Raw genomic sequence first — 17566 nt, 5'->3', positions numbered from 1 at the left:
GGTGGTAGAACCGCCTCGCCACCGGCTCCGCCGCCGGACCAGTCGAGGAGGACCGCAGTGCCCGAGCTGAGCAAGGCCGCGTCCGAGTTCCGTCGGGCGCGGGATCTGCTGCTCGAGCGACGCGAGGACTACGACGCCGCGCTGCGCGACTTCGCGTGGCCTCAGCTCGACGAGTTCAACTGGGCCCTCGAGCACTTCGACGCCATCGCCTCGGCCCCCGGAACCGCGCAGCGTCCGGCGCTGTGGGTCGTCGAGGAGGACGGGCGGGAGGCGAAGTACAGCTTCGCGGACATGAGCGAGCGGTCGAACCGCGTCGCGAACTGGCTGCGTGCCCAGGGCGTCGCCCGCGGCGACCGGGTGATCCTCATGCTCGCCAACCAGGTCGAGCTGTGGGAGACGATCCTGGCGGTGATGAAGCTCGGCGCGGTGCTCATCCCGTCGACGCCGATGCTCGGGGCCGCCGACCTGCGCGACCGCATCGAGCGCGGCAACGCCCGCCACGTCGTGGTCCGCGACGTGGACGTCGACAAGTTCGACGACGTGCCCGGCCAGTACACGCGCATCGCCGTCGGCTCGGGGACGGAGGCCCGGATCACCGAGCCCTGGCTCGACTACGCCGCCGCCTACGACGCGCCCGCCGAGTTCACGCCCGACGGCGTCACCAAGGGCAGCGACACCCTGCTGCTCTACTTCACCAGCGGCACGACGGCGAAGCCCAAGCTCGTGGAGCACACGCACACGAGCTACCCCGTCGGGCACCTCTCGACGATGTACTGGATCGGCCTGCAGCCGGGCGACGTGCACCTCAACGTCGCCTCGCCGGGCTGGGCCAAGCACGCGTGGTCGAACGTCTTCGCGCCGTGGATCGCCGAGGCGACGATCTTCATCTACAACTACACCAAGTTCGACGCCGACAAGTTGCTCGACGTGGTCGTCGAGAAGGGCGTCAGCACGTTCTGCGCCCCCCCGACGGTGTGGCGGATGCTCATCCAGGCCGACCTGACGCGCGTGCAGGTGCCGCTGCGCGAGCTGGTCGGGGCCGGGGAGCCGCTCAACCCCGAGGTCATCGAGCAGGTCCGCGACGCCTGGGGCATGACGATCCGCGACGGCTTCGGGCAGACCGAGTCGACGCTGCAGATCGGCAACCCGCCGGGCCAGCCCGTGAAGGACGGGTCGATGGGCCGCCCGCTGCCGGGCTACCCGATCGTGCTCGTCGACCCGGTGAGCGGCGAACGCGGCGACGAGGGCGAGATCTGCGTCGACCTGACGGCGCGCCCGCTCGGGCTCATGGTCGGGTACCGCGACGACCCGGAGCGCAACGACGAGGTCATGCGCGACGGCGTCTACCACACCGGTGACGTCGGCTCCCGCGACGCGGACGGCTACATCACCTACATCGGCCGCTCCGACGACGTGTTCAAGGCGTCGGACTACCGGATCAGCCCGTTCGAGCTGGAGAGCGTGCTCATCGAGCACGACGCGGTCGCCGAGGCCGCGGTCGTCCCGTCGCCCGACCCGCTGCGCCTGGCCGTGCCGAAGGCGTACGTGGTGCTCTCGACGCGCTACGAGGCGAGCCGCGAGACGGCGCTGGAGATCCTGCGGCACGCCCGTGAGCACCTGCCCGCCTACAAGCGGGTGCGGCGCCTCGAGTTCTACGAGCTGCCCAAGACGATCTCCGGGAAGATCCGTCGGGTCGAGCTCCGCGGCCGGGAGGACGAGCTGCGCCCGGGCCCCGACGCGGCGGCCCCGGACGGCGAGTACCGGGACGAGGACTTCCCCGAGCTGCGGCAGTGACGTTCGCGTTCCCGGTCGTCCCGCGCTACGCGGAGATCGACCAGCAGGGCGTGGTGTTCAACGGCCACTACCTGACCTGGTTCGACGAGGCCTTCACCGGCTTCCTCGACCACGTCGGGCTGTCCTACCCGGAGCTCATCGCGTCGGGCTTCGACGTGATGGTCGTGCACTCGGAGCTGGACTACGGCGGCCCGGTGCGGTGGCGCGACGACGCGCGCGTCGAGGTGGCGTGCGAGCGGCAGGGGACGACGAGCTTCACGCTGGCGTTCCGCGTGTTCCGGTCGGCGGACGAGGTCGCGGTGACCGGCCGCAACGTCTACGTCGTGCTCGCGACCGACACGTGGACGAAGACGCCGATCCCGTCGCGGCTGGCGGAGGCGCTGGCGGACGCGTGAGCGATCGTCCGTGTCAGGACACGGGCACGCGCGCACGAGCGCGGAGCGCAAAGGGCAGCACCGCGCCGCGGCGCAGGGCGTCGGCGTCGATCGAGGTCAGGGACGGGAAGCGGTGCAGCCGCGAGACCGCCAGCGCCACCGGGTCGTCCACCGGGTCGACGCGTCCGGTCAGGTACGCCCACTCGTGCTCGTCCGAGCAGTACGGCAGCACGGTGGTGAACACGTCGTCGAAGCGCTGCGTCATGCGCCCGAGGGTGTCGTTGCGCCACAGCGTCGGGCAACCGGCCTGCGAGCACACGACCCCGCCGGGGGTGAGGACCTCGACGCAGCGGCGCAGGAACGCCGCCCCGTAGAGGCGGGCGTGCTGCGCCGGGTCGGTGACCTCCACCGGCTCGTCGGGCAGGTCGACGATCACGACGTCCCAGCGGTCGCCGCGGGCCGCGGCGTCGGCGAGGAACGGCCAGCCGTCGGCGTAGTGCATCCGCACCGGGCCCTCGCCCGCCTCGGCGGCCGCGAGCTCGTCGGGCGTGTAGCCGTAGGGGAGGAGCTCGGCGCACCGGCGCACGCACTCGACGTCGATGTCGACGTGGTCGACGCGGGTGGCGCCGGCGTCGAGGGCCAGGCGGGACACGACGCCCTCGGACGAGCCGACGACCAGCACCGAGCGCAGCTCGTCGGCCAGCAGCATCGGGGGGGCGGCGAGGGCCTCGTGGTAGACGAGCTGGGTCGCCTCGGTCGACTGGCGCTCGCCGTCGCAGAACAGGGACACGCCCTGCGCGGTGCGCGCGACCATCATGTCCTGCCACTCGGTGCGGCCCCGCCAGATCACCTCGTCGAGGCGCCAGCGCCGCCGCATCCCTGAGGCCAGGGGCTCGTCGACCTCGCGCCCGCCGGCGGCCGGCGCCAGCCCCGCCCCGCGGGCGACCACCTGCGCGCGCACCTCGGTGGCGCCGAGCTCGCGGCCCAGCGCGCCGACGACCAGCTCCGGGTCGGCGGCCACCCCGCACGTGAACACGTCCACGAAGGCCGCCGACGCCTCGGGATAGGCGTGCACCGAGGCGTGCGACTCGGCCAGCAGCGCCACGACCGTCGTGCCCTGCGGCTCGAACCGGTGCGCGACGACGTCGAGGACGGTCGCGCCGCCCTCGTCGAGCGCGTGGCGCAGGGCCTCGACGACCCGCTGTTCGTCGCCGAGCACGGCGGGGTCGACGCCCCGCAGCTCGGCGAGGACGTGGCGGCCGGCGAACGACGCGGCGCTCGGGGCGGTCTGGTGTGTGGTCGTGGACGTGGTCGTCAATTCCCACCTTCCTCCGGGGTCTCGTGCGTGTCGGGACGGATGTGCGTGGGCAGCGGTGGCAGCCCGTTGAAGCCGACCGAGGCGTAGCTCGCCGTGTACGCGCCGGCGCCGAGGAGCTCCACGACGTCGCCGGCGGCGAGGTCCAGCGGCAGGCGCACGTCGGCGTGCCGGTAGAGGACGTCGTCACCGTCGCAGGTGGGTCCGGCCAGCACGACGGGACCGGTCGCGCCGCCGCGGCCGGGCGTGTGCAGGCGGTAGACGATCATCTCGCCCTCGGTCTCGGCGAGGCCCTGGTAGCGGCCGACGTCGAGGTAGACCCAGCGGCGGCCCGCGCGCTCGGCGACGAGGACGACCTCGGCGCGCAGCACGCCGGCGTCGGCGACCAGGGCGCGCCCGGGCTCGGCCACCAGCCGCGGGCGCCACCACGCCCCGTGGCGGGCGAGGGCGGCGCGGATCGCGGTCGCGCAGGCGGTGACGTCGGGGGTCGGGCCGCCGGCGTGCGGGGTCGGGAAGCCGCCGCCGAGGTTCAGCTCGACCGGCGCCTGCCCGCCGAGGCGCGCGGCCACGCGGGCGGCGGCGTCGATGCCGCGGGCCCAGGCCTGCGGGTCGCGCTGCTGCGAGCCGACGTGGAAGCCGACGCCGGTCGCCGCGAGGCCGGCGGCGCGGGCGCGCCGGAGGAGGGCGACGGCCTCGTCCTGCGTCGCGCCGAACTTGCCCGCGAACGGGGTCGCGGCGCCGTCGTCCCCGACCGCCAGCCGCACGCCGACGGCCGCGCCGGGGGCCTCGCGGGCGAGCAGGTCGACGTCGCCGGGGGCGTCGGTGGTGAAGCGCGTGACCCCGGCGGCCCGGGCGGCGCGGACGTCGGTGACCTTCTTCACGGGGTTGCCCCACGACAGCCCCGCGGGGCGGGCGCGGGCGAGCAGGCACAGGTCGAGCTCGCCAGGGCTCGCGAGGTCGAACGAGGCGCCCTCGGCCACGAGCAGGGCGAGGACGTCGGGGTGGGGGTTGGCCTTCACCGCGTAGCAGAGCTCCACCTCGGGCAGCGCGGTGCGCATCGCGCGATAGGCACGGCGCACGGTGGCCAGGTCGAGCACGAGGTGCGGGGTCGGCGCGTCCGTCGTCGAGGAACGCGCGACGTCGCGCGTCCCGGGCTGGGCACCCACGTCTCCATCGTGCCCGCAGATTCGGGGACCTGAACCACGAAACGGCTGACCCCGGACACACCGGCCGCGTACCGTACGGATCTCCGGGGCCGAGGGGGCCCGGGCCGCTGTCGGGGGCGGGCAAGTCGTGAAGGGGGTTGCATGCCGTCCACCTCGTCCCGAGGCTGGAACCCGGCACCGCGTCCGCGACCGTGGCCGTTCCGCACTCCGCGCAACATCGTGGTCACCACGCTGTTCGCCGTCGCGCTCGTCGCCGCGCTCTTCGGCGTCGGCACCACCGTGGTCCCCGGCCCCCGCGACGACGCCACCGGTCTCACCGGCAGCGCCACCGACGCGCCCACCACCTCCGAGGACGTGGACGGCTCCTCCGACGGCGAGCTCGGCGGCACGGGCGACGGCTACGGCGACGACGGCGCGCCCTCGGGCGACGTGCGCGCGCTCCCCGAGGACGCAGGCGAGGCGCCCCTGCCCGACGGCTCCCTCCCCGACGACGTCGCCCCACCGCTGACGCCCATCCCGCTGCCGGGCTCGCGTCCGCTGGGTGCGCCGTCGACCTCGCCCGGCGAGCCGGCGTTCCCCGGCGCCGAGCAGCCCGTGACGCCGCCCCCGGGCTTCGACCAGCTGGCCCCGAGCCTCGACCCCGTGCCGCTGCCGGGCGCCGACAGCTCGCCCGACCTCGTCGAGCCGACCCTGCCCGGCGACGACCTGGACGCCGCGCCCGCGCCGACGGTGCCGCGCGAGACGGGGCCGCGCGAGACCGGCCCGCGCGAGACGCCCACCACGGCCGACGAGGCCGGCCCCGTCCTCGACCTGCCCCTGCTCCCCGACCCCACGCGCGACGAGCCCACCGGCTCCCGCGGCGGCGACGCCCCCGGCAACGGGAACGGCGGCGGTCGCGGCGGTGCCGGCGGCAACGGTGGCGGGAGTGGCGGGCGCGACGGCGGTGGTGGCGGCGGTGACCGCGACGGCGGCGAGCGCGACGGCGGCCTGCTGCCCGACCTGCTGCCCGGAGCGCCCGGCCCCGCGGGCACCACGACGGCGGCCGAGCCGGCGCCGTCGACGGGTGCGCCGTCCAGCGCGGCCCCGTCGACCACCGGCGGCCCCACCCTCGAGCTGCCCACCGGTGCGGCGCCGGCGAGCACCCCGGACGAGCGGCCGACCTACGGCCGGCCGGAGGGCACCACGACGCCCGACGGCTCGGCGGAGCGGTCGCTGCCGGCGACCACGCCCGAGGGCTGGCCGCTGCCGACCGACGCCACCGACCCGGCGGACGCCCCCGCGGCCGACGCGACCGGGACCGGCGCGCCGACCACGACGTCCGGCGGTGGCGCCGCGGAGCGGTCGGCGCCGCGGACCACGCCGGAGGGCTGGCCGCTGCCCACCGACCTCACCGACGCCTCCGACCTCACCGAGGCGCCGACCACCACCACCGACCCGTCCACCGGCGTCACCACGACCACCGACCGGGCGGCGGGCACCACGACGACCGTCGACCCCACCACGGGGGCGTCGCTGACCACCCGCACCACCACCGTCGCGCCCGAGGAGGGCGACTCCGGCTCGGTCCTGCCGACCGACCTCGACGACCCCACCTCGACGTCGGCGCCCGACGAGACGTCGGACCGGTCGTCAGACGGATCGTCGTCGGCCCGCACCACGGAGAGCACGACGGAGGCGGACAGCTCGTCGCGGTCGAGCACCCGGGTGACCTCCGAGGACGAGCCGCAGGACGACCCGACGACGACCGTCGACGAGTCGAGCACCGAGGAGTCGAGCACCGAGGAGTCCGAGGAGTCGAGCACCGAGGAGCCCTCGGGCAGCGACGACTCGGCCGACAGCAGCGACGCCACCAGCGACGACGACGCCTCCGGGTCCACGTCGCGCCGCACCACGGCGGGCGGCGAGACGGCGGAGTCGGGGGAGGACGGCAACGTGGTCGGCGAGACGATCACCGCCGCCGACGTCGAGCCGCAGGCCGCGATCCCCACCACCTCGCCCATGGACCCGCGCTTCTGGGCGTGGGTCGCCGACACAGTGCAGCGCGCCCAGACCCAGGACACGCAGGGCGGCTGATCGTCGCCGCGGGGCGGCCGGGCACCATCGCGGCCATGAGCACCACGCCGGCCGACCTGCACGCCCGGGGCGAGGAGTTCGCGCAGTTCTGGTCCGAGTACCACCTGTGCACGCTCACGACCCTGCGGCGCGACGGCTCGCCGCACGTCGTCCCGGTCGGCGTCACGCTCGACCTCGACACCGCCACCGCGCGCATCATCACCTCGGGCACGAGCGCGAAGGCGCGGCACGTGCGCGCGGCGGGGGAAGACGGCGCGCGGGTGGCGGTCAGCCAGGTCGACCGCGCGCGATGGTCGACGCTCGAGGGACGTGCGGTGGTCCGCGACGACCCCGCGTCGGTCGCCGACGCCGAGCACCGCTACGCCCAGCGCTACCGCGTGCCGCGGGAGAACCCGCGGCGGGTGGTGCTGGAGATCGCGATCACCCGGGTGCTGGGGAGCCGCTGAGCTCCGCCTCGAGCGGCACGAGGTGCTCGACGAACCCGTCGAGGAACCCCTCCCAGGATTCCGGGGCGACGGCGGGGCGCACCACGAACTTGGTGATGCCCTCGTCCACGAACCGCGCCACCCGCCGGTGCGCGTCGTCCCAGCCGTCGGCGACGAGGTCGTGGGGGTCCACCTCCGGCCGCTGACGGGCGGCCGCGGCGAGGGCGCGGTCCGTCTCCTCGGCGGGGGCGCCGGGCGGGAGGACGAGGAGGTTGGTGCCGTAGTGGTCGTCCTCGACCTCGCGGCCGGCCTCGGTGGCCGCGGCGGCGATCGTCGCCCGGGCCGCGCCGGCCTCGGCCGGGGTGACGAACGAGGCGAGCCAGCCGTCGCCGAGGCGCCCGACGCGGCGCAGGGCGGCCGGCACGAGGCCGCCGAGCCAGAGGTCGAGCGGCCGGGCGGGGCGGGGCGCCACGACGGCGTCCTCGAGCGTGCTGAACCGGCCGTGGAACGTCACCGACTCCTCGGTGAGCAGGCGCCGCACCACGGTGAGGGCCTCCTCGAAGACCTCGGCACGCGGCCCGGTCACGGGGTAGGCGGTGCGCTCCGCCGCCGTGGCCGGGCGCAGCCCGAACACCGGCAGGATGCGACGCGGCGCGAGCGCGGCGAGCGACGCCAGCTGCGCGGCGACGATCGCGGGGTTGCGCCCGGGCAGCACGACGACGCCGGTGCCGAGCTTGAGCGAGCGGGTGCGCCCGGCGGCCCAGCCGAGCGCGATCAGGGGCTCCGGGGTGGGCGCGGCGATGCGGTCGGGGAACCACAGCGAGTCGATCCCGCGGGCCTCGCAGCCGTCGACGAGCGAGGCCGTGTCCGGGTCCCGGGGCGACGCCCCGGCGCCGATCCCGAGCCGCACCTTCATCGGCGCGCTCACCGCAGCGCGGCGTCCGGGACGAGGCCCGCGCGCACGGCGAAGGCGTCGAAGAGCACCCAGCTCGCGGCGCGGGACTCCTCGGCCCGCGCCGCGGTCTCGGCGCGCAGCGCGTCGGGGTCGACGCCGAGCTCCGGCAGCCGGTCCTCGAGCGGGGTGCCGGCCCAGCGGGCCATCCAGGTCTCGAGCTCGGCGGGCGTGATCTCGGGGTGGAACTGGACGCCGAGGTGCACGCCGTCGCGGAAGGCCTGGGTGCAGCGCGCCGAGACCGCCAGCACCTCGGCCCCCGGCGGCGGGGTGAACGTGTCGAAGTGGAACTCCATCCACGGGCCCGGCACCACGAGGTCCGGGGCGTGCGTCGTGATCTCGCGCCAGCCGTTCTCGTGGCGCCCGTCGGCGGCGTGGGCGGTCCCGCCGAGGATGCGGGCGAGCAGCTGGCCGCCGAAGCAGATGCCGAGCACCGGGACCCCGGCGTCGACCGCGCCGCGCAGGTAGGCGATCTCGTCGGCGAGCCAGGGCACGTCGTCGTCCCACGCGCCGCGCACCGAACCGAGCACGGCCACGGCGTCGACGGTCGTCGGGTCGGGGAGCGGCTCGCCGGCCACGCCGGGCACGACCTCGACGCCGCGGTCGGCCGCCCACGAGCCCAGCGTGCCCACCTGGACCAGGACGGTCTCGGGGGAGACCTCGTGACCGATCACCAGCAACCTCGTCGCACCCATGCGCCGTACAACGCACGGGCGGCGCCGATGCGTCCCGGCCTGCCTGGCACCCTCGCCGCGTGCCCCCGCGCGTGAGCAAGCCCTGCGCCTTCTGCGCGGTCATCGCCGGCGACGCGCCGGCCGACATCGTGCACGACGGCCCGTCGACGATGGCGTTCCTCGACACCTCGCCGGTGTTCCACGGCCACGTCCTGCTGGTCCCGCGGACCCACGTGACGACGCTGGCCGACCTGCCCGCCGACGAGCTCCCCGGCTTCGCCGCGCTCGCGCAGCGTCTCGAGCGGGCCGTCGAGACCGCGATGGACGCGCCGGGGTCGCTGGTGCTGGTCAACAACGTCATCAGCCAGTCGGTGCCCCACCTGCACCTGCACGTGATCCCGCGACGGCCGAAGGACGGGCTGCGCTTCTTCCTCGGACCCCGCCACCCTTACGGCTCCCCGGACGAGTCAGCAGAGGTCGCACGGAGTATCGGTGCTGCTCTGGCCGCCCACACGCCCGGCCGTTGAAGGCAGTCCGCGATCGACAGGACGAACGGCGGAGAATACGCGCCGAACGGTCTCCAGCGCCCGCAGATGGTCGATCGACGACGACCGGCGGTCGGCGTGTGACGTCCGATCGAGTGAGTGGCTACCCGCCGGTCGCCGGAAGCTGTCATCCTCTTTCCCAACGCACGCGGTGTACTGACGAGCACGTTCGGTGACCGCGTTCCGCCCCCGATCTCGGAGGTGTCCGTGCCGGTGCTCATGTGGGTCGCCGTCCTGGTGGCCGGCTGGTGTTTCGCGTCCGTGATCACCGCCGCGGCGCTGGGCACCTACCTGCGGCAGCGGGCGGCGGCCACCGACCCCGAGGGCGCGCTGCGCCCGCTCGACACGGGCCCCCTGCGCCTCTGGCTGGGTGACCTGCCCGAGGTGCCCGAGACGCCCGCGGAGATGGGCCGCCGCGGCGGCTGGGGCGGGATCGTCGCCGGCCTGCCGGCGCCCCGGCGCCACACCGACTCGCCCGCCGACCGCACGACCATCGGCTGACGCCTCGGTCGGGACACCGCTCAGGCCCCGACGCCCACGGCACGCCGCACCCCGCGCAGCACGCGCGCGGCCTGCTCGCGGGCGACCTCGCCGCCGCGGGCGAGGATCGCGTCGAGCTCGCTGCCCGGCGCCACGAGCTCCTCGTAGCGTTCGCGCATCGGCGCCAGCTGGGTCTCGAGCACGTCGGCGAGCTGGTTCTTGAGCTCGCCCCAGCCCACGCCGCCGGCCTCGAGCCGCTTGCGGGTGTCGGCCACGACGTCGGGCTCGGCGAACTGGGCGAGGATCTGGAACACCGCCGAGGAGTCCGCGTCCTTGGGGGCCTCGACCGGCGTCGAGTCGGTGGGGATGCGGCGCACCAGCTTCTTGAGCTTGGACGCCGGCAGGAACAGCGGGATGTAGTTGTCGTAGGACTTGCTCATCTTGCGGCCGTCGAGCCCCGGCAGCGTGTGCCCCGTGGTCTCCGGCGGCACCACGGCCTCGGGGATGCGCAGCCGGAAGCTGCTGCCGTAGCGGTGGTTGAAGCTGCCCGCGACGTCGGCGGCGATCTCCACGTGCTGGAGCTGGTCGCGCCCCACCGGCACGAGGTCGGCCTCCATGACGAGGATGTCCGCGGCCATGAGCACCGGGTAGTTGTAGAGCCCCAGGTTGACCCCGGCGTCGGGCTCCTCGCCGGCGGCGGTGTTGCGGTCGCGGGCCGCCTTGTAGGCGTGCGCCCGGTTCATCAGCCCCTTGCCGGTGACGCAGGACAGGATCCAGGTCAGCTCGAAGGTCTCGGGGACGTCGGACTGCTTGTAGAACACGGTGCGCTCGGGGTCGAGGCCGGCGGCGATCCACGTCGCGGCGACCGCGCGCGTCCACGACGCGATGTCCCCGGGCGCCGGCCCGCCGGTGAGGGCGTGCTCGTCGGCGATGAAGTAGCGGGACTCCGCGTCGCCTGTGCGCGCCAGCTCGAGCGCGGGCCGGATCGCGCCGACGAGGTTGCCCAGGTGGGGCTCCCCGCTGGGCTTGATCCCGGTCAGGGAGATCTTGCGCCGTTCCGTCTCCGCCACGTCGTCGAGCCTATCGGCCGCCACCGAGCGGTTTCGGGCCCGACGAGCGTGGGTCGATGGTCGAGCTCCGCTCCGCTTCGTCTCCCGGCCGGGCAGACTGCGCCCGTGCCCGTCGACCCGACCGCGTCCGATGCTCCGGCCAGCTTCCCGCGCCGCCAGGCCGCCACCCGCCGGTTCACGCTCGGGGCGCCGCGCCGCCCGTCGATCTCGCCGGACGGCGCGCGGGTCGTGCTGCTGCGCAGCCGCGCCGGCGACGACCCGGTGACCTGCCTCTGGCTGCTCGACGTGGCGACGGGGGAGGAGCACCTGCTCGTCGACCCCCGCGAGCTCGACGTGCCCGGCGAGGAGGACCTCCCGCCCGAGGAGCGCGCCCGCCGCGAGCGGGTGCGCGAGCAGTCGGGCGGGGTCGTCGAGTACGCCCTCGACGCCGCCGGCCGCCTCGCGGTGTTCGTGCTCTCCGGTCGGGCCTTCGCCGTCGACCTCGCCCCCGGCGCGCACCCGGAGGCGCTCCCGCTCGAAGGCCCCGTGGTCGACCCGCGCCCGGACCCGACCGGCGCCCGCGTCGCGTTCGTCCGTGGAGGGGCGCTCCACGTCCACGAGCGCGCCACGGGGGTCACGCACGTCGTCGTCGGCCCGGACCCCGACGACGGGCCGACCGTCACGTGGGGGCTCGCGGAGTTCGTGGCCGCGGAGGAGATGAACCGCTACCGCGGGTACTGGTGGTCGCCCGACGGCACGCAGCTCGCCGTCGCCCGCGTCGACGACGCCCCGGTGGCGCGCTGGTGGATCGCCGACCCGGCGCACCCCGACCGCACCCCGACCGAGACCGCCTACCCCGCCGCCGGCACCGCCAACGCGAGCGTGTCGCTGGCCGTCGTGGACATCGACGGCACGCGCGCCGAGGTCGACCTCGGAGACGGCGCCGAGTACCTCGCGGGCGTCACCTGGGACACCCACGACCTGCTCGTCACCGTCTCCACCCGCGACCAGCGCCGCGTGGACCTGCGCCGCGTCGACCCCGACACCGGCGACGCTTCCGTGCTGGCGAGCGACACCGACGACGTGTGGGTCGACCTCGTGGGCGGCGTGCCCGCGCACCTGGCCGACGGTGCCCTGGTGCGCACCGTCGACCGCGACGACACCCGCCGCCTGGTGGTGGGCGACGAGGCCGTGACCCCGCCCGGGCTGCAGGTGCGCGTCGTGGTCGACGTCGACGGCGACACCGTGCTGTTCACCGCCGCCGAGCGCCCCGAGGACGTGACGCTGTGGACCTGGTCGCCGGCGGGCGGCGCCGCGCGGGTGGGCCCGCAGCACGGGGTGTGGTCGGGACGCCGGGCGGGCGGGACCACCGTGCTCGCCGGCGGCGACCTCGACACCGACGGCACCCGCACCACGGTCCTGCGCGCCGACGGGTCGACGGTGCCGGTGGCGTCGCACGCCGAGTCGCCCGGCCTCGAGCCCGCGGTGCGCCGGGTGGCGACGGGCGCGGGCGGGCCGTCGGTGGCGGTGCTCCTGCCGCGCGACCACGCCCCGGGCTCGGGGCGCCTGCCCGTGCTGCTCGACCCCTACGGCGGCCCGCACTCGCAGCGCGTCCTCGCCGCGCGCGGCGCCTTCCTCACCAGCCAGTGGTTCGCCGACCAGGGCTTCGCCGTCGTGGTCGCCGACGGCCGCGGGACCCCCGGGCGCGGGCCGGCCTACGAGCGCGCCGTGTACGGCGACTTCGCGACGCCGGTGCTCGACGACCAGGTCACGGCCCTGCACGCGGCCGCCGAGCAGGTCGACGACCTCGACCTCGGCCGCGTCGCGATCCGCGGCTGGTCGTTCGGCGGGTACCTCGCGGCGCTGGCGGTGCTGCGCCGGCCCGACGTCTTCCACGCCGCGGTCGCCGGCGCGCCCGTCACCGACTGGCGGCTCTACGACACCCACTACACCGAGCGCTACCTCGGCCACCCCGACGAGCAGCCCGAGGCCTACGCGCGGTCCTCGATCACCGAGGACCCCGGGACGCACGCGCCGGCACGCCCGCTGATGCTCGTGCACGGGCTCGCCGACGACAACGTCGTGGCCGCCCACACCCTGCGGCTGTCGTCCGCCCTGCTCGCGGCGGGCCACCCGCACACGGTCCTGCCGCTGTCGGGCGTCACGCACATGACCCCGCAGGAGGTCGTGGCGGAGAACCTCCTGCTGCTCCAGGTCGCCTTCCTGCGCGACGCGCTCGGGTAGGCGGCCCGCCTGCGGTCTTCGCGATCGCGAACAGTTCCGCCGAGTTGCCCGGAACCGCACCCACGCGCTCCCACGCCCGCCGATGCTGTCGACGCGAGGGCGATCCGGGTGGAGGGCGAGCATGCGGGCGGTACGGGGTGGGGGCGCGTGAGCCGGGTCCGGCGCGACGCCGGCGGGCTCGTCGACCGCTGCGGGCGCCCGGTGCCCGCGGCTCCGGTGGTGCACCTGCGCGTCGACCGCCGCGAGGGCGGCGTCCCGCTCCTGGTCGACGGGGTCCCCGTGCCGGTCGACCGGGGCGCCGACCCCCACCGCGCCGGGCTGGCCGCCGCCGCCCGCCGCGCCGGGGGGCTCGGGCGCCCGGTGCGCGTCGAGATGGCGAGCCCGTGGAGCTCCTGGCCGCTGGTGGTCCACCCCGACGGCGCGGTCGACGACGGCCGCGCCGCGCCGCCGGTGTCCGCGGAGAGCGCGTGGTCCCGCCGGCGCCCCGTCCGGGCCCCGGTGCTCGCCGGCGTCGCCCGCCGGCCGCGGCGCCGGCCCGTCGGCGTGGTGGCCGCGGCGGGCGCGCTCGCGGCGACGCTGATGGTCGGCGCGGTCACCACCGGGGTCGTGACCCTCGCGGCGCCCGCGGCGTGCCGCGACGTGACGCTCTTCGCGGTCAACGGCACCGGGGCGGCCGGCGGCGAGACGCTCGCGGCGGTCACCGACCCGCTGGTCCAGCGGGTGGGCGAGCGTCTCGCGGTGGTCTCGGTGCCCGGCCCCGAGGTCGGCGCGTCCTACGAGGTCAACCAGCAGCAGGCCGTCACCGCGCTCGCCGACCAGGTGGCCGCGCAGCTCGCCGCCTGCCCCGGCGGCTCGGCGATGCTCTTCGGCTACTCCCAGGGTGCGCACGTGGCGGGCGACCTCGCCGCCCGCGTCGGCGGCGGGCAGGAGCAGCGGATCCCGGCGGAGAAGATCCTGGCCGTCGGGCTGTTCGGCGACCCGGCGCGGGACACCGCGGTCCGCACGGTCCCCGACGGCGTCACCGGCCAGGGCGTACTGCCGGCGCGCGAGGGCGGCTTCGGCAGGGTCGCCGACCGCACCATCGAGGTCTGCGCGCCCGAGGATCCGGTGTGCGCCGCCCGGGCAGGCACCGCGGCCCCGCCGCTCGACCAGGCGGTCGCGGACCCCGCGCACACCGGCTACGCCACGCTCGACGTGGCCCCGGGCACGCCGGCGCCGCGCTGGGCGTCGGACTCCTTGGGGCGCCTCATCACGTCGCTGCCCGCGGCGGGGAGCACGCCGACCAGCAGTGCCCCGACGAGCAGCAGCAGTGCCCCGACCAGCAGCTCGGCCGCGCCCGGCACCACCGCGCCCGTCACCACCGGCCCCGCGGCGTCGGGGCAGGCGACCCCGGGCGAGGAGGCCTACCCCGAGGGCGAGGAGTACCCCGGCGAGGAGGCCTACCCCGACGGTCCCGACGCGACCGGCGACACGGGTGCGGCGGCCACCGGGACGCCCGGGCCGACGTCCACCACGGCCCCGGGGACGGGCGCCGGCACGGGCTCTGGCAGCGCGGCGACCACGACACCGGACGCGGGCGCCGGGGACGAGGCGTACCCGGACACCGGGTCGGCGCCGCGCGCCACGACCACGCCGGGCACCGGCTCGGGCGCCGGCTCGGGCTCGGGCTCGGCCACCACGGCGCCCGACGAGGCCCCGGACGACGCGGACGAGGCCCCGGCGACGGGCCGCGGCGGCGGGACGGGCACCACGACCACGCCCGGCCGCACCACCACGACCACCCCGCGTGCGGCGGGCGGCGAGACCGACACCGACACCGGCGGGAACGCGGGCTCGGACACCGGCGCGCTGTGGGCGCTGACGTCGGGGCTCGCCGGGTTCCAGGACTCCGACGGCGGCAACGTCGAGGGCGGCGGGCTCGACCCGGAGGAGGTCGAGAGCCCCAACGTGCCGGGCCGCCGGGTGGTCAAGCTCGAGGTGCCCGACGGCGCGAAGCGCTCGGAGGTCCGCCCCGAGGAGGCGCAGGACATCCGCGAGGGCGATCACCTGTTCTTCGGCTACAGCGCCTTCCTGCCGGAGGACTTCCCCGTCGACACCTCGACCTGGCAGGTGATCTGGCAGCTGCACGACGGCGGCACCAACACCTCGCCGCCGGTCGCCCTCGAGGTCGTCGACGGCCACCTGTGGCTGGCGAACGTCGGCGACCGCGTCCGCGACCTCGGGCCGGTCCAGGCGGGGCGGAACCTCGACGTGCAGATGGACATCCGGTTCGAGATCGGGGGCGGCGAGGTGTCCGTGTACCGCGGGGGCCAGCAGGTCCTGCAGGGCTTCCGGCCGCCGCGCGGCACGATGATCGACTCGTCGGACTTCCTCAAGACCGGCATCTACCGGGACACGAACGGGCCGGCCGAGCCCGCGACGATCTTCCTGAACGACCTCAAGATCGGCGACACGCTGGAGTCGGTGTCCGACCTCGCCGGCGCCGAGCAGGGCACGGGCGCCGGTGCCGCGCCCGCCGACGACCCCGGCGGGGGTACCGACGCGTCGAACACCGGTGCGGGCACGGGCACGTCGAGCACGGCGCGCCCCCGCACGACCGCTGCGGTGGGCGCGTCGGGCCGTCCGACCGGGTGACGCGGACGGGTGAGCAGCGCCCGTGATCGCGAAAGGACGAGCCCGGATGGTCCCGGGGGTGTGCCGAGCCGTCCTCATGGGCACCTGACCGTGGTCCGACGTGCACCGACGCCGATTGCCGGGGGAGTGGGACCGACACATGAGGGCCAGCGACCTGTTCGTCAAGTGCCTCGAGGCCGAGGGCGTCCAGTACGTCTTCGGGGTCCCGGGTGAGGAGAACGCCGACCTGCTGATGTCGATGCGTGAGTCGTCGGTGAAGTTCGTGCCGACGCACCACGAGTCGGGCGGGGCGTTCATGGCCGACGTCTACGGCCGGCTCACCGGCGAGGCGGGTGTCTGCCTGTCGACGCTCGGCCCGGGTGCCGCGAACCTCGTCACCGGCGTCGCCAACGCCAACATGGACAACTCGCCGGTCGTCGCGATCACCGGGCAGGGCGCCACCACGCGCCTGCACAAGGAGTCGCACCAGGCGATGAACGTCAACGAGATGTTCGCGCCGCTGACCAAGTGGACGACGTCGCTGCGCGACGAGAGCACGATCCCCGAGGTCATCCGCAAGGCGTTCAAGCTCGCCGTCGCGGAGAAGCCCGGCGCCACGCACGTCGAGCTGCCCGAGGACATCGCCAAGCACGAGGTCGAGTCCGCCCCGATCGTGCCGCCGGAGAAGGTCCGCCGACCGGTCCCGGACGAGAAGAGCACCCAGGCGGCGCTGGACCTCATCGCCCGGGCCGAGCGCCCGGTCCTGCTCGTCGGGCAGGGCTGCGTGCGCACCCGCGCCAGCCGCCAGCTGCAGCGGTTCGTCGAGGAGACCGGCATCTACGCCGGCATGACGTTCATGGGCAAGGGCGCGCTGTCCGACCGCCACGAGCGCAGCCTCTACGCGGTGGGCCTCGGCTCGCGCGACTACGTCACCGAGGTGTTCGAGGCCGCCGACCTCGTCATCGCCGTGGGCTACGACATGGTCGAGTGGCCGCCGGCGCGCTGGAACATCGGGCGCAGCAAGCGCCTGCTGCACATCGACTTCGACCCGGCCGAGGTCGACACCTCCTACCGGCCCACCGTCGAGATGGTCGGCGACATCGCCGCCACCCTGTGGGCGATCAACGAGGGCCTCACCGACGCCCACCGGTTCCCCGACTTCGACGGCCACGCGCGCGCCCGCCGCAACCTCACCGAGGAGATCAACGACGCCGGAGCCACGGCCGAGCGGGAGACCGGCGACTTCCCCATGAAGCCGCAGCGGATCCTCGCCGACCTGCGCGCGGAGATGGACGACGAGGACATCCTCATCAGCGACGTCGGGGCCCACAAGATGTGGATCGCGCGGCACTACCCGACGTACGCGCCCAACACCTGCATCATCTCCAACGGCTTCTGCTCGATGGGCATCGCCGTGCCCGGCAGCGTGTCGGCGTCGCTGGTCGCTGGCAACCGTCGGATCGTCGCCATCTCCGGCGACGGCGGCTTCCTCATGCACGGCGCGGAGCTGGCCACGGCCACCCGCCTCGGCGTCGCCCCGGTCAACCTGGTGTGGGAGGACAACGACTACGGCCTGATCTCCTGGAAGCAGGAGGTCGAGTTCGGCCGCCACTTCGGCACCGAGTTCAAGACACCCGACCTGGTCAAGATTTCGGAGGGCCTGGGCTGCCACGCGCGGCGCCTCGGCAGCGCCGACGAGCTGCGTCCCGCGCTCAAGGAGGCCTTCGACCGCCGCGACAAGCCGTCGGTGATCGTGGTGCCGGTGGACTACTCGGAGAACGTCAAGCTGACCAAGCGCCTCGGCCAGCTGATCGCGCGGTAGCGCTCGCGCGGGCTGCTGTCACGGTTGGTTGCGCGTCACG

14 protein-coding genes are annotated in these 17566 nt (G+C 75.5%); 9 read left to right on the top strand and 5 right to left on the bottom strand.

The features are described 5' to 3' along the window. The first annotated feature begins 66 nt into the window (after positions 1-66). Together ACQPX6_RS23510 and ACQPX6_RS23505 are read left to right on the top strand one after the other, a co-directional pair. A complete protein-coding gene (locus tag ACQPX6_RS23510; protein WP_433788337.1) occupies positions 67-1794 on the top strand; it encodes an AMP-binding protein in 1728 nt (575 codons plus the stop codon). Continuing rightward, entirely contained in the window at positions 1791-2189 is a 399-nt protein-coding gene (locus ACQPX6_RS23505) for an acyl-CoA thioesterase (RefSeq protein WP_433782882.1), read from the top strand. Before ACQPX6_RS23510 ends, ACQPX6_RS23505 begins: the two co-directional genes overlap by 4 nt. A gap of 13 nt (positions 2190-2202) precedes the next feature. Here the strand turns inward: ACQPX6_RS23505 and speD are convergent, their stop codons facing one another. Both speD and ACQPX6_RS23495 read right to left on the bottom strand, forming a co-directional pair. Continuing rightward, positions 2203-3486, bottom strand: coding sequence for an adenosylmethionine decarboxylase (gene speD / locus ACQPX6_RS23500; RefSeq protein WP_433782880.1), 1284 nt, complete (start codon positions 3484-3486; stop codon positions 2203-2205). After that, on the bottom strand, positions 3483-4649 hold the full coding sequence (locus tag ACQPX6_RS23495) for a type III PLP-dependent enzyme (RefSeq protein ID WP_433782879.1): 1167 nt from the start codon (positions 4647-4649) through the stop codon (positions 3483-3485). The genes speD and ACQPX6_RS23495 overlap by 4 nt, the downstream gene beginning before the upstream one ends. A gap of 141 nt (positions 4650-4790) precedes the next feature. Between ACQPX6_RS23495 and ACQPX6_RS23490 the strand changes: the two genes are divergently transcribed. Next, positions 4791-6722 carry a hypothetical protein gene (locus ACQPX6_RS23490; RefSeq protein WP_433782878.1) on the top strand — a complete coding sequence of 644 codons (1932 nt, stop codon included), beginning with the start codon at positions 4791-4793 and terminating at the stop codon, positions 6720-6722. A 35-nt stretch (positions 6723-6757) separates the two neighbouring features. Further along, positions 6758-7168, top strand: a complete 411-nt coding sequence (locus tag ACQPX6_RS23485) for a TIGR03618 family F420-dependent PPOX class oxidoreductase (RefSeq protein ID WP_433782877.1) — start codon at positions 6758-6760, stop codon at positions 7166-7168. Here ACQPX6_RS23485 and ACQPX6_RS23480 read toward each other — a convergent pair. Both ACQPX6_RS23480 and ACQPX6_RS23475 read right to left on the bottom strand, forming a co-directional pair. Continuing rightward, positions 7143-8075 carry a TIGR03854 family LLM class F420-dependent oxidoreductase gene (locus ACQPX6_RS23480; protein ID WP_433782875.1) on the bottom strand — a complete coding sequence of 311 codons (933 nt, stop codon included), beginning with the start codon at positions 8073-8075 and terminating at the stop codon, positions 7143-7145. The genes ACQPX6_RS23485 and ACQPX6_RS23480 overlap by 26 nt on opposite strands. Continuing rightward, positions 8072-8773 (bottom strand): type 1 glutamine amidotransferase, encoded by a 702-nt coding sequence (locus ACQPX6_RS23475; RefSeq protein ID WP_433782874.1) that lies wholly within the window; start codon positions 8771-8773, stop codon positions 8072-8074. Before ACQPX6_RS23475 ends, ACQPX6_RS23480 begins: the two co-directional genes overlap by 4 nt. Positions 8774-8853: 80 nt before the next feature. Between ACQPX6_RS23475 and ACQPX6_RS23470 the strand changes: the two genes are divergently transcribed. Both ACQPX6_RS23470 and ACQPX6_RS23465 read left to right on the top strand, forming a co-directional pair. Further along, positions 8854-9300 carry an HIT family protein gene (locus tag ACQPX6_RS23470; protein WP_433782873.1) on the top strand — a complete coding sequence of 149 codons (447 nt, stop codon included), beginning with the start codon at positions 8854-8856 and terminating at the stop codon, positions 9298-9300. Positions 9301-9525: 225 nt separating this feature from the next. Continuing rightward, positions 9526-9819 (top strand): hypothetical protein, encoded by a 294-nt coding sequence (locus ACQPX6_RS23465; RefSeq protein ID WP_433782872.1) that lies wholly within the window; start codon positions 9526-9528, stop codon positions 9817-9819. Positions 9820-9839: 20 nt separating this feature from the next. Here the strand turns inward: ACQPX6_RS23465 and ACQPX6_RS23460 are convergent, their stop codons facing one another. Beyond that, positions 9840-10868 carry a tryptophan--tRNA ligase gene (locus tag ACQPX6_RS23460; RefSeq protein ID WP_433782870.1) on the bottom strand — a complete coding sequence of 343 codons (1029 nt, stop codon included), beginning with the start codon at positions 10866-10868 and terminating at the stop codon, positions 9840-9842. A gap of 105 nt (positions 10869-10973) precedes the next feature. On the opposite strand from ACQPX6_RS23460, the gene ACQPX6_RS23455 reads away from it, so the two are divergent. From ACQPX6_RS23455 to ACQPX6_RS23445, 3 genes are all read left to right on the top strand, one after another. Beyond that, positions 10974-13091, top strand: a complete 2118-nt coding sequence (locus ACQPX6_RS23455; RefSeq protein WP_433782868.1) for a prolyl oligopeptidase family serine peptidase — start codon at positions 10974-10976, stop codon at positions 13089-13091. A 147-nt stretch (positions 13092-13238) separates the two neighbouring features. After that, positions 13239-15725, top strand: a complete 2487-nt coding sequence (locus ACQPX6_RS23450) for a heparin lyase I family protein (RefSeq protein ID WP_433782867.1) — start codon at positions 13239-13241, stop codon at positions 15723-15725. Between the two features lie 139 nt (positions 15726-15864). Further along, positions 15865-17526, top strand: coding sequence for an acetolactate synthase large subunit (locus ACQPX6_RS23445; RefSeq protein WP_433782866.1), 1662 nt, complete (start codon positions 15865-15867; stop codon positions 17524-17526). Positions 17527-17566 lie beyond the last annotated feature (40 nt).

Source organism: Actinomycetospora sp. CA-101289 (assembly GCF_050955895.1).
In the GTDB taxonomy this organism is placed as follows: domain Bacteria; phylum Actinomycetota; class Actinomycetes; order Mycobacteriales; family Pseudonocardiaceae; genus Actinomycetospora.
This window is presented reverse-complemented; position numbering and strand designations above follow the sequence as displayed.